The organism is Coprobacter fastidiosus (assembly GCF_982245605.1).
Genome location: NZ_CEVCIF010000026.1, coordinates 1 through 12,672 on the forward strand (window position 1 = coordinate 1; position 12,672 = coordinate 12,672).

Here is a 12,672-nt window from a genome sequence, read left to right on the forward strand (position 1 = left end):
AAAATAAAGGAGATAAAGTATCAGCCACAGGATTATATGATTCTTGATTTCACCGGGAACCGGAATATTTGGGATGGTAAAGAGCAACCGCTTGTTCCTTAAGCGGGTTTACGTTTGATAAGGATTAAAAATCAGATTGAAAGTTGTGATATAAATATGAGATCGGGTATATTTTTCTTATCTTTTTTACTTGTTTTGGCGTCGTGTAACGGTCATTCGGAACTCGATAAGGCCTTACGATTGAGCGGAGATAACCGGATTGAATTAGAAAAAGTTATCCGCCATTTTTCTCAAGATACTTCTGATTCGTTGAAGTTGAAAGCAGCTCTTTTTTTAATAGAAAATATGCCCGGACACTGTTCTGTCATCGATTCGTGTATAGTAGACTATTATTTGCAAGTTGATTTGAAAAATAAAGCGATACCTTTCTATCTGAAGAATATATTGTATAATTTACCGCAATACTATGTTGATCTGTCCGATGTAAAAAAAGTAGAGGATGTGAAGGTCATTAAATCGGATTTTCTGATAAATCATATAGAGAATATGTTCCATATTTGGGAAAAAGTACCATGGGGTAAAGATATTTCTTTTGAAACATTTTGCGAGTATATTTTGCCGTATAGGTTGGATGGAGAGCCTTTGACAAAACTGATGGAACATTATTATTATTTTCCGATAGATTCGTTCTCGCAGCAATTTGAGGATTACAATATAACCGTCGATGAATTTTTGTATAATTATATTTGGAGATTATTGCCTCAATGTGGCAGAGAGTTTGAATTGACGTCTCCCGTTGGAGAACATTATGTTGCCGATTGTATATGGGACAGCTACAAGGTATTGAGTGAGAGTCGACTATCCTGTGTTCCGGCTGCCATAGATTTTACACCCTGCTGGCCATCCAGAAATGGAAAGCATTTTTGGAACATAATAGAGGATCCGTGTCTGGTGAAGAAAACTTTTTCTGAAAATTATATTGATCATTATGCAAAAGTTTATAGAAAGACCTACTCTCGGAATCCGTTTCTGGAAAGTAGTAGGGAAGATTCTGTTCCGGCACTTTTTAAAACACCGTTCATTAAAGATGTGACGGAATTGTATTGCAAGACCGTTGATATCGATTTGATGCTTCAAGCGGATCGTAAACCCGAATATGCTTATTTATCTGTTTTTAATATGGGGGTATGGGAGCCTGTGGCATGGAGCAGGGTGGTTGATAATGACGAGGTTTCTTTTAAGAAGATGGGTATGAAATGTGTATATTTACCTGTATTTTATAATGGGAAAGAGGAAGTTTCCGGAGGTTACCCGTTTATTGCTACAACGACGAAAACTATCCATAAGTTGATACCGGATAGACAACAGCCTATAAAAGTGCGTCTTACTCGAAAATATCCGGTCAATCCGATGGCGTACGGCTTGAATAATGCGTTGAAAAATCTGAGGATTGAAAGATCCGATTTTTATGATTTCAGAAAAACGGAAGCATTTCGAATAGGTCGTATTGAAAATAATTTTTTACAAGAGATAGTTTTGACATCGTCCAAAAAATATCGTTATTGGAAAATAACGTCAGATATGATTAAAGAAAAGCCTCAAATTGCTGAAATATACTTTTATGATCAAAATAATAATTTGATATCAAGTTTGGTAGAGTCTGTGATTGGTTCGGATAAATCTGAAGCCGTTAAAATTTTCGATAATAAGCCGTTGACATTTAGTGTTATTGAATCTCCGATTATATTGGATATGGATAAATTGCCGAACGTTTCTAAAATAAAGATTATGCCGAGAAATGATGATAATTATATTGTTCCGGGTAATTTATATGAGCTTTTATATAGAGGTAGAGATGGGTGGGTTTCGTTAGGAAAGAAAATAAGTAATGATTATTTCCTTAATTATGATAATGTACCTTCCGGTGCATTGTATTGGCTTAAAAACCACACGAGGGGGATCGAGGAAAGAATTTTCACGATTGAAAATGGAAAACAGGTTTTTTGGTAAAATATCAGAATCTGTTGTTTAGGAGTTTATCTCAATTTTCCAATAAAAAAACTATCAGGTCATCTTTGCGTTTTCTTTCGGTCTTTTTCCCCGTTTTCTCTCGTCAGATACTCGCTATCCTCCTCATAAAAAAACATACTTGCAAGAAATTCTCAACCCTGACCCGAGTGAAATTCAGATAGGCTCTTAGAGTTTTGTTTAAATTTTATCTATAAGTATATAACCACACTTTTATAAGGCGATCTGTTTTTTTGTAAGAATTGATGACTGCAATACGACTAACTTTTCAAAACATCTTAAAAAATAGAAAAAATGGAAGAGGACTTCGTAAAGCTGATTAACCAGAATCAAGGAATTTTGCAGAGAATATGCAATATTTATTTTTATCAGCATCCGTACCGTGAGGATTATTATCAGGAGATATTGATTCGATTATGGAAAGCATATCCGAAGTTCAAACAAAAGTGTGCTTTCTCGACTTGGTTGTATCGGGTTGCTTTAAATGCAGCCATTGATCTTGTACGGAAAGAATCGATACTGCCTGTTTGTAAAGGATTGTCGGCACAGGAAGACAGTATATGTGATAGTTGTTTGGAAGAAAATTATGTGGTAGACGAAAGAGAAAGATTATATCAAGCCATTAATCAGTTGCCAGATGTAGAAAAAGCAATTATAATTCTTTATCTCGAAGGTTATGAATACAAAGAAATCTCTGCTATTATAGGAATTTCCGATACGAATGTTGGAGTGAAAATTAATAGAATCAAAAAACAACTTATTAAACGAATACAAAATGGAAGACAATGATTTGAAAAAAATTTGGAAAGAGATGCATACTGGAATGGAATGTAAATCTATTGATATCAAGGAAATAATACATAAAAAGCATTCTGTTGTAATTTCTCGTATTTTACACCGTCAGAAAAGTCTGATATGTTTATTTGTTTTCTTTTTTATTTTATCGGTAACAAGTAATATTTGGCATTCAGTTTTAATGGGAAGGGCGTCTTTCCCTTTGTGGGTCGTAAATATTTTTTTATTATTTATACTCTTTTCTGTTATTTGGGGGTATCGACTGTTTATAAAATCTGCAGATTTATGTTCTGTTAAAGAGTCGGGAATAATCCTTAAAAAGCAGTTAGAACGGAAGATGCATTTTGATTTTATTATTTGTTTAGTGTTTTTTTACGGTATGGCGATTAGATTTATTATTATGTATTTGAACCAATTTGATGAATTAAAAGAAATGAGTTATATCTTAGTTTTTTTTATAGTCCTTTTTTTAGCTATTCCGTGGTTGATGAGATATTATCAAAAGTGCCGTTACAAGTCTTATTTACTTTCCCTTGAACGGGGTTGGAAACTGTTGGAAGAGATTGAATAGTATATGGAATTTAATCTTTATTTACGATATAAAAATGTCAGATATAATACTTTACCCATAAGTCAGTATCTATATCTACAATAAGATATTGCTTTTATATCTATTTAGTAAATAGACTATGTGAAATTATATAATTGTTATAAATACAGTAAGTACTTTTGGCAGATTACAAATACTTTTTTATAGGCTTTTCATTTCGGTTTTTAACCTTTGGAGAACTCTTTTTTAAATAGAGAATAATCCTTATCTTTGTAAAAAATACATTATCCCATGACAAATACGACTGTACTTAACAAAGCAGCTGATAATATCCGTATCTTGGCTGCATCGATGGTTGAAAAAGCGAAGTCGGGTCATCCCGGTGGAGCGATGGGGGGTGCTGATTTCGTGAACACCCTTTTTGCCGAATTTTTAGTGTATGATCCTTCTGATCCTAAATGGATTAATCGTGACCGCTTTTTTCTTGATCCCGGCCACATGTCTCCGATGCTTTATTCAGTATTGGCATTAACCGGAAAATTTACGCTTGATGAACTGAAACAATTCCGTCAGTGGGGAAGTCCTACACCGGGACATCCCGAAGTCGATGTGATGAGAGGTATCGAGAATACTTCAGGTCCTTTGGGACAAGGTCATGCGATGGCAGTCGGGGCGGCAATAGCCGAACGTTTTTTAGTTGCCCGTTTCGGTGATTGGATGGCTCATAAAACGTATGCATTTATTTCGGACGGAGGTATTCAGGAAGAGATTTCTCAAGGGGCTGGACGCATTGCCGGTTATTTAGGTTTGAACAATCTGATCATGTTCTATGACAGTAATGACATACAATTATCTACCGATACTGATGCCGTAACTAAGGAAGATACTGCCGCCAAGTACCGGGCATGGGGATGGAATGTCCTTGAAATAAACGGTAATGATGCAGATGCAATCAGAGGTGCTCTTATCGAGGCCGGGCAGGAGCAGAGCCGTCCGACTTTGATCATCGGTAAAACGATTATGGGTAAGGGTGTTGTGACCGAAGAAGGACAATCTTATGAAGGGAAATGTTCTACGCATGGGCAACCCTTGAGTGCTGCCGGTGCTTCTTTTGCAAAGACCATTGCTCATTTGGGGGGAAATCCGGACGAGCCGTTCGCTATCTTTCCAGAAGTGGAAAAATTGTATGCCGACCGTAAAGCCGAATTGTTGAAAGTTGCGGCTGATCGTAAAGCAAAACAAGCAGCTTGGGAGAAAGAAAACCCTGAGCTCGCAGTAAAGTTACATCAGTTCTTTTCCGGAAAAGCTCCTGAAATCGATTATAAAGCTATTGCCCAGAAACCGGGAATTGCTACTCGTGCTGCATCGGCAAACGTATTGGCTGTTTTTGCGGAGCAGATCGAGAATATGATTGTTTCATCTGCCGATTTAGCTAATTCAGATAAGACTGACGGATTTTTGAAAAAGACGCATGCTTTCAAGAGTGGGGACTTTACCGGAGCTTTTTTACAGGCTGGAGTGAGCGAACTTACTATGGCTGCCATTATGAATGGGATGATGCTGCATGGCGGTGTTATAGGAGCATGCGGAACATTCTTCGTATTTTCCGATTATATGAAACCCGCAGCACGTATGGCGGCACTGATGGAAGTCCCTGTAAAATATATCTGGACACATGATGCTTTCCGTGTAGGAGAAGATGGCCCTACACATCAACCGGTAGAACAGGAAGCTCAGATTCGTTTATTGGAACAGCTTAAAAATCATCATGGTAAAAACAGTATGTTGGTATTGCGTCCCGCTGATGGTCCGGAAACTAGTGTGGCATGGAAATTGGCAATGGAAAATACCGAAACTCCTACTGCTTTGATTCTTTCCCGTCAGAATATCAAAGATCTGCCTGCTGCTTCGGGAGATCGTTTCGAAGAAGCTTTGCAAGCGGCTAAAGGAGCTTATGTCGTGATTAAGGATGAAAATCCGGATGTCGTGTTGGTCGCTAACGGATCGGAGGTTTCTACTCTTGCAGAAGCTGCTCCGTTGTTGAATGAAGCAGGAATAAAAGTTCAAGTAGTTTCTGCTCCGTCCGAAGGACTTTTCTTCAATCAGTCGAAAGAATATCAGGAATCTGTAATTCCTTCAAACCTTCCGGTATTCGGACTTACGGCCGGTTTGCCTTCGACTTTGGCTCGTTTGGTAGGAAAGAACGGTGTCGTTTGGGGACTCGAACATTTCGGACATTCTGCTCCTTATCAGGTACTTGATGAGAAACTCGGATTCACGACCGAAAATGTTTTGAAACAGGTGAAGGCTTTGCTGAAGAAATAATTTATCTTTCATTTATCGGGATACGATAATTGACATAAAACAGAATACCCTCGAATCTTCATATTTCGAGGGTATTCTGTTTTTATTTAGTGGGATGGAATTTTTAAGAAACAAAATGTCGATCATTTTTGAGAAAATGGATGGGTAGTATTCTCGGATATTTTTTATGTATTTTATTGAAACGAGGGAATATTGGCAAAGTTTGATTACTTATTTTTTACTTAGGGAGAAAAGTATCCTGTTCGGTCTTATATAGGTAAATAAAGGCCGAATAGGATATTTATTTTATAGAGATAACCCTTTTTACATCTATTTTAATAAAAATGTAATAAATATTATCTCTGTTTTTTAATACTGTATTTTCTAAATTTGAAATATAAAACAGTAACCAAATTATCTTATCCGATCATGAAAAAACTATATTCTTTGTGTCTCGTTTGTTGTTTTGCCGGGATTTTGCAGGCGCAGACTAAAATTCGCTATTCTTATGATGCTTCGGGAAATCGAGTTAAAAGAGAGATTGTATTAAGTCGGGTTCAAAATCGGGCATTGGCCGATCCGGAAAATGAGAAACCTTTATCTGAAAAATTTGCCGGGCAGACCGTTCGTTTTTACCCTAATCCGACCAAGGGGCAAATAACGATTGCCATTTCCGGTAATACGGAAAATCTATCGGGAGATATGAAAATCTTTACTATGAACGGAAAATGTATTGCCACCCGAAAAATCGTTTCGTCAAAAGTCTCTTTTGACCTTAGCGATCAACCGGCCGGAAATTACATCCTGAAAATGACATTAAGTGGAAAATCAGCAACCTGGAAAATAATAAAAGAATAACTTGCTGTCATATGCGCACATCGTTAACCTTATTTTTGTTGTGTCTTGCATTCGGAATTTATGCACAGACTTTAGGAGGATCATATCCTCAACCGATTCGAAATTCGGATACGGCAGTGATAAAACATGTCGATTGGGTACAAGATCCGGAGATTTTGCCGGACTCAACGTTAGAACAATTGATGCGGGATATTCAGGCTTACAAAGAGCCGGAAATGAAAAACGTGTCGACAGCCATAAGTCCTTTATATACCCCCGGAGAGATCACCGTTCATACTTCGGTCAGTCCTTTAGGCTCGACGATCTGCGAGGTTCCTATCGAATTACCGAAGGGACGAGGAGAATGCGCTCCGGAAATTTCATTATGTTATACACAATTCAGCGGTGACGGAGTTTTGGGATGGGGATGGCGATTACAAGGATTCTCATCCATAAACAGTGTCGATTTCAATAGATATTACAATGATAAGACCGCCCCTGCCGTGACCGATGCTTCGGCTGCATTTCAACTTGACGGATCTCAACTTGTCGAACAGTCGTCCGGGTGGTATCGTACCGAAAAAGGAAATATCAAGGTAAAATGTCTTACGCAAGGGGACAAAATCGTGTCGTTTACCGTATTTCGTCCTGACGGTTCGCAATCGCTTTATAAGCCGGTTGTTAATGACGGATTGGAGTATCCTTTATCGAGAGTGACCGATGTTGCCGGCAATCATATCGATTATACTTACGAGTATAAATACGGGCATCATTACTTGCTTTCCGTTTCGTATGGAGGCAGAGGTACGGTCGATAATCCCGGACATTTTGTACATGTAGATTTTATTTATGGAGAGCATCGACAAGATATTCCTTTATCTTATACGGCAGGCATTGAAAAGAAAGAACCTCGTTTATTGCAGGGAATCATGATAAAGCTCGACACCAATATCGTGAGGATTTATTCAATGTCCTACAAAAATACGACACCCTCTTTGTTAAGCGAAATTAATTGCTTGGCCGGTTCGAAAACTCGTCTTGCCCCCTTGCGTTTTGCCTATGCTTCCGGTAATCAGGGAGGTATTAGACAATATACGTCGAGTATTTTTTCGCATTATACCGATATGAAAGATTTGGTTGTACGTTCCGGTAAAATGTCATACGGCAGCGATGATGACGGGATCATCTCGTATCCCGATCCCGGACTATACCGAAATCCGCAAGAAGAATATTATTATGTCGCGCTTGATCCGAGTCATAAATTGAACCTTTATCCGGGTATCGGATCGAATTCGGCTTATGCTCTTAATTTTGAAGTCGAATCAGGATTCAATTCTGCTTTTTGCGCCAATATCGACTATGTCCCGGGTGACGAGATCGTACGTATCAATAGTGGAGTGATGTCGGGAAAGGATGTGGTTCGCATCGCAGCCTATGTTCCGGCCTATATGAATACCGGAGTGGATCTGAAAGAAGATGTCTATTATTTTACAGGAGATGCGATAAAAAAGAAAGATACCTATTCATTCTGTCCTAAAACCTATTTGAGCGGAGATTTTACAGGGGACGGAAAGGATGAGATATTTGCGGTTTCGATGAATGCCCCGTTAGATATGGCTCAGCATAAATCCGTATGTTATCTGTTCGATTTGGATCAGATATTATCACCTGTGTTTCAAAGACCCGTGTTTAATTACAATATGGGCGCTGATATGGTGACGGTAGTCGATTTCGACGGAGATGGCAAAGCCGATATTTGTCATATTCATCCCGCAGGTTTCGATATCTATACATTTGTTCCTGTAAATGGAGATTGGCAATTAAACAAGATATACTCCGATAACCGGATATCGAATTCTTTTTTGTCGGATAAGCGAATGCTGCTGTCCGATGTAAACGGTGATGCTAAAACCGATTTTATCATTTCCCCGGAATTCGTTCGTACCCGGACCGAATACGTTCCTGTCTATTCTCCGAGAGAATGTCCTGTATGTCATGGGCATGATTTCGGATATGAAGGATTTAATTCCATGACCGGTTTGCCGGATGTATGGTGTTATACTTGTGAACAATATATACAGCCCGGTTATGCCTGTGTGGAATGCGGGGCTGGATTAACATCCGATTTTACTTGCCCGGATCATGGCAGTCATGTAAATTATACGTGGCGGACCGAGGATACTCAGTGGCAGGTGTTGTTTTCTACCGGTACGGAGTATAAGTTGGAATCCATACCGGGTTTCCCCGTAGAGAAAAGCGATAATCTGCTTATGCAAGATATGGACAATGATGGGATTCTCGATATTGTGTGTCAAAAGGAGAATAAAGAGGTCAAAATATATCCGGTAAGAAATAACGTCATTGTTTATGAACCGAATAATATCGTCACCGCGACCTTATCCAATCCGGCGATATTAGTCCCCGCTACCGTGATGCAGGCTACTAATCATTTGTTTTTGTACGGGTTGTATAAGAATGAAGTGTATAAGATCAATTACGGAATAGATCAGTCACAATCCCGTTTACTTTCTGCCGCTTATACCAGTACCGGCAACGAGATTCGTTTTTCTTATCAAAAAATGAATAGCGGTTACAATTATAAGATCGGACAAGGAGCGGTTTTCCCTTATATCGATTTTACTGCGCCGATATGGATAACCACGGCAAAAGACGGTTATAGCGGAGGAACGCTTTTCGAATCGTTGCAATTCAGTTATGAAGGAGGTATATCTCATGTGCAGGGGCTGGGTTTCAGAGGATTTAAAACCGTCAATACGATCGACGGGCTGCGGTCTTGGTATGGTAAAAAGATTTTCGATCCAACCCGTTACGGTATCTTGCTGAAAGAAGAGACCGAGCAGACCGTATTCGATTTTGAATATGATTTTGTGTTGCATGACGATAAGACCGTGAAATCGTTATTGTTGAGGAAAACAGAAAAAGATCTTTTAAACGATAATACTCATATTACGACATATACCTATGACGATAAGGAAAATCCGATAAAAGAGGTGGTCGATTACGGGGACGATCTGAAAACCACGATCGAAAATACTTATCAGAATATCGATACGGAGAGTAAATATTATACCGGATTGTTGAAAACCCGTACTACAACATATTCAGCTCCCGGTCAAACGGATTTACGAACATCGGAAAGTTATGAATATGATGATTATCAAAATCTCATGTATAAATCGGTAATTAAAGGAGAGTCGTCTCCTGTGTCGGAAGAAAATTATACGTATGATGAGGATCAGAATATGATAGCGTACGACATACAAAGTTATGGCTCTATGTATCAAATAACTTTCTATGAATACGATGCTTATGGAAGACCTGTTAAAAAGACCGATCCTATGAATTTGATTACACAGTGGCAGTATGATATTTACGGTAATATGGTTCGGGAAACCAATCCCGAAGGGCTGCATACATATTATGAATATGACGGTTTGGGACGTACCTTAAGAACTGTTTATCCCGACAGTACCGAGACGGTCGTTACTTATGCGTGGGCCTCGGGACCGGAGTCGGCATTGACCGAGATAACGACAACCCATACGGGTAAACCGACGGAGAAACTGTTTCAGGACGCTTTAGGCCGGGAAGTCCGCAAAGGAGCGCAACGTTTTGACGGACACTATCTCTTTACCGATAAAGTGTATAATCAGCACGGTTTGCTCGAAAAGGAATCGTTGCCTTTTCGTTCTCAGAGTCCCTCGGCGTGGAATCAGATGACGTATGACTTTCATGATCGGCTTGTCCGTACCGATTATGCTTCGGGACGTACCGATGTGTATGATTACGGGCAGAATACCGTTACCGAGACCAAAAAGGGAATAACGGTTTCAAAGACGTTCGATGCAGTCGGTAGAGTGATTCGGGTTTCAGATATGGCGGGAGATATACAATATACATTGCGTCCCGATGGTCAGCCCGAATCGATTACAGCGCCGGGTAACATAACTACCACATTCACCTATAATGTGTACGGACAGAAAATCGGAATGACCGATCCGAGTGCCGGTACGATCGAGTGGGGATACGGTCCTTTTGGAAATCAGACTTATAAAAAAGATGCGAATGGGGTCGAGACCCGAACTTTGTATGATTCTTACGGGCGAAAAGACTCGATTCATATCTCCAAAGACAATAAAGAGTTGCGTACTGTCAAGTTCGGTTATGACAATTATAACCGTTTATTGCAAGTTGTCGAAAATAACGGTTCGCGTTTTTATAAGTACGACCGGTATGGCCGCTTATCGGAAGATATACAGTATATCGATGATTATTTTAGTTTAGAACGCAAGTATGCTTATAATGAGTTGGGGCAGATAAGTTGGATAAATTATTACGGTTATTTGCCATGTACGATAGGGAGAGTGCATTACACGTATACCAATGGGCATAAGACCGAGATCAAAGTCGATGCTTCTGCTCCGGCATGGAAGCTTGTTGCCGAAAATGATATGGGATTGCCCGTATCGATAGAGACGGGACCGCTGACCCGGACTTTTGAATACGACCGGTACGGATTTCCGTTAAAACGTACCGTAACCTGCGGTGATCGGATTATTCAGGATATGAGTACCCGATTCGATTCTCATACCGGAAATCTGACCTGGCGGCAAGATAATACGCGGAATATTCGGGAAGATTTTTCTTATGATGCCTTGAACCGTCTCACAGGATTTAACGGCAAGACGATAACTTATGACGGAAAGGGAAACATCACCGACCATTCCGGAGTCGGGTCTTTCGAATATGCCGAAGACCGTCCTTATGCGATAGAGTATATTACGCCTTACGGAGATTATGTTCCGGAGGCTGCACAAGAAATTACCTATAATGAATTGTTGCGCCCTCAGAAGATACTCGAAGGGGATATAGAAACTTCATTCCAGTATGATTATGACGGAAACTTTAATTATGAAAAAATCGAAGGAACAGATTCTCTCGGGAAAGAAATTTTTAGAGAGCATTTTTCATGGGATAATAAATATGAGGAGCTGAACGGTTATCATTTCGGCGGAGTGTTGTATCTCGACGGAGATGTCTTTTCGGCGACCACCGCTTGGTGTACGTCACCGATAGGGGGAGAAAATGAGTGGGAATACCTCTATATATGTCGTGATTATATGGGTAGCATTACCCATGTTATAGACAAATCCGGAAATGTATTGCAAGAATTGAGTTACGATCCGTGGGGACGTTTCCGCGATCCCGATACGCAGGAACTGTATGCTCCGGAAGAGACGCCCGAATTGCTTTTGTTGCGGGGGTATTGCGGACATAAACATGTTGAGTATCACGGATTGATACACATGAATGCCCGGCTGTATGATCCGGTAATAGGACGCTTTCTCAGCCCCGATCCCTATGTGCAGATGCCGGATTTTAGCCAAAACTTTAACCGTTACACCTATTGCTTGAATAATCCGTTGGTTTATAAAGATGAGAATGGAGAGTTTATTCAGTTTATTGTTGGAGCGTTATTCGGGGCAGTAATAAATTATATTGGGCAAGTAGCTCAAAATGTAATTCAAAATGCATATCTTCCACAAGATCAGAAAATGTCAGTAAAGGATATTTTATTAAAAAAAATTGATTTTTTTGATGTTGTAATTTCTGCTGCTGTTGGAGCAGTGACTGGTGGTTTAGTTGCAGCTACGTTACCCGGTTCGACTGCTACACTTTCGGCTAAACATACATTGAAAGTGGTGAATACGGTGGCTCAGTTAGCATCTCCTGTTTTGACGAATGCAATAGATTGTTCTCCAGATAAAGGTTGGGATTTTGTTGATGATGGTAAAAAGTTTGCTATAGGTTTAGGAATTGATTATACTTTTATTGGAGTAGGTCATGGGTTACAAAAATTATTGCCATTTGGAAGTATAAAGAAAGAAATTATTTCTACTTCAGTTATTGGTATTGCATCTCCAAGTGTGGCTTATGGTGTAGAGCAGGGTATAAATAAATGGCAGAGATGGGGGGTAGAGAGGAATATTCCTACTTATCCTATTCCTTATTTATCTCCAAATGTAGATTGGTATGATATGGCAGTGACATTATCGCATCATTAAAATTTAATTGTATAATATGAAAAATAATTGAATGTTTAACTGATTATTTTGGCTTTTTGTCAATAGTGAATT

The 12,672-nt window shown here is 39.4% G+C and carries 6 protein-coding genes; all 6 read left to right on the forward strand.

Annotation, left to right across the window (positions count from 1 at the left end):
• Positions 1–156: 156 nt before the first annotated feature.
• Positions 157–2,010 carry a hypothetical protein gene (locus AC0UMU_RS08060; protein ID WP_278715708.1) on the forward strand — a complete coding sequence of 618 codons (1,854 nt, stop codon included), beginning with the start codon at positions 157–159 and terminating at the stop codon, positions 2,008–2,010.
• Between the two features lie 312 nt (positions 2,011–2,322).
• Positions 2,323–2,817: an RNA polymerase sigma factor gene (locus AC0UMU_RS08065; RefSeq protein ID WP_009318733.1), complete on the forward strand. Its 495-nt coding sequence runs from the start codon at positions 2,323–2,325 to the stop codon at positions 2,815–2,817.
• Complete coding sequence (locus AC0UMU_RS08070; protein WP_278715710.1) at positions 2,804–3,394, forward strand: hypothetical protein; 591 nt, start codon at positions 2,804–2,806, stop codon at positions 3,392–3,394. Before AC0UMU_RS08065 ends, AC0UMU_RS08070 begins: the two co-directional genes overlap by 14 nt.
• Positions 3,395–3,664: 270 nt before the next feature.
• Positions 3,665–5,698, forward strand: a complete 2,034-nt coding sequence (locus AC0UMU_RS08075) for a transketolase family protein (RefSeq protein ID WP_009318735.1) — start codon at positions 3,665–3,667, stop codon at positions 5,696–5,698.
• Between the two features lie 408 nt (positions 5,699–6,106).
• On the forward strand, positions 6,107–6,535 hold the full coding sequence (locus AC0UMU_RS08080; RefSeq protein ID WP_278715713.1) for a T9SS type A sorting domain-containing protein: 429 nt from the start codon (positions 6,107–6,109) through the stop codon (positions 6,533–6,535).
• A gap of 11 nt (positions 6,536–6,546) precedes the next feature.
• Entirely contained in the window at positions 6,547–12,600 is a 6,054-nt protein-coding gene (locus AC0UMU_RS08085) for an RHS repeat-associated core domain-containing protein (RefSeq protein ID WP_288640150.1), read from the forward strand.
• Positions 12,601–12,672: the final 72 nt, after the last annotated feature.

Coding starts and splice junctions, on each gene's coding strand:
- AC0UMU_RS08085 (WP_288640150.1), top strand. CDS start 6,547: ATGCGCACATCGTTAACCTTATTTTTGTTGTGTCTTGCATTCGGAATT.
- AC0UMU_RS08075 (WP_009318735.1), top strand. CDS start 3,665: ATGACAAATACGACTGTACTTAACAAAGCAGCTGATAATATCCGTATC.
- AC0UMU_RS08080 (WP_278715713.1), top strand. CDS start 6,107: ATGAAAAAACTATATTCTTTGTGTCTCGTTTGTTGTTTTGCCGGGATT.
- AC0UMU_RS08060 (WP_278715708.1), top strand. CDS start 157: ATGAGATCGGGTATATTTTTCTTATCTTTTTTACTTGTTTTGGCGTCG.
- AC0UMU_RS08070 (WP_278715710.1), top strand. CDS start 2,804: ATGGAAGACAATGATTTGAAAAAAATTTGGAAAGAGATGCATACTGGA.
- AC0UMU_RS08065 (WP_009318733.1), top strand. CDS start 2,323: ATGGAAGAGGACTTCGTAAAGCTGATTAACCAGAATCAAGGAATTTTG.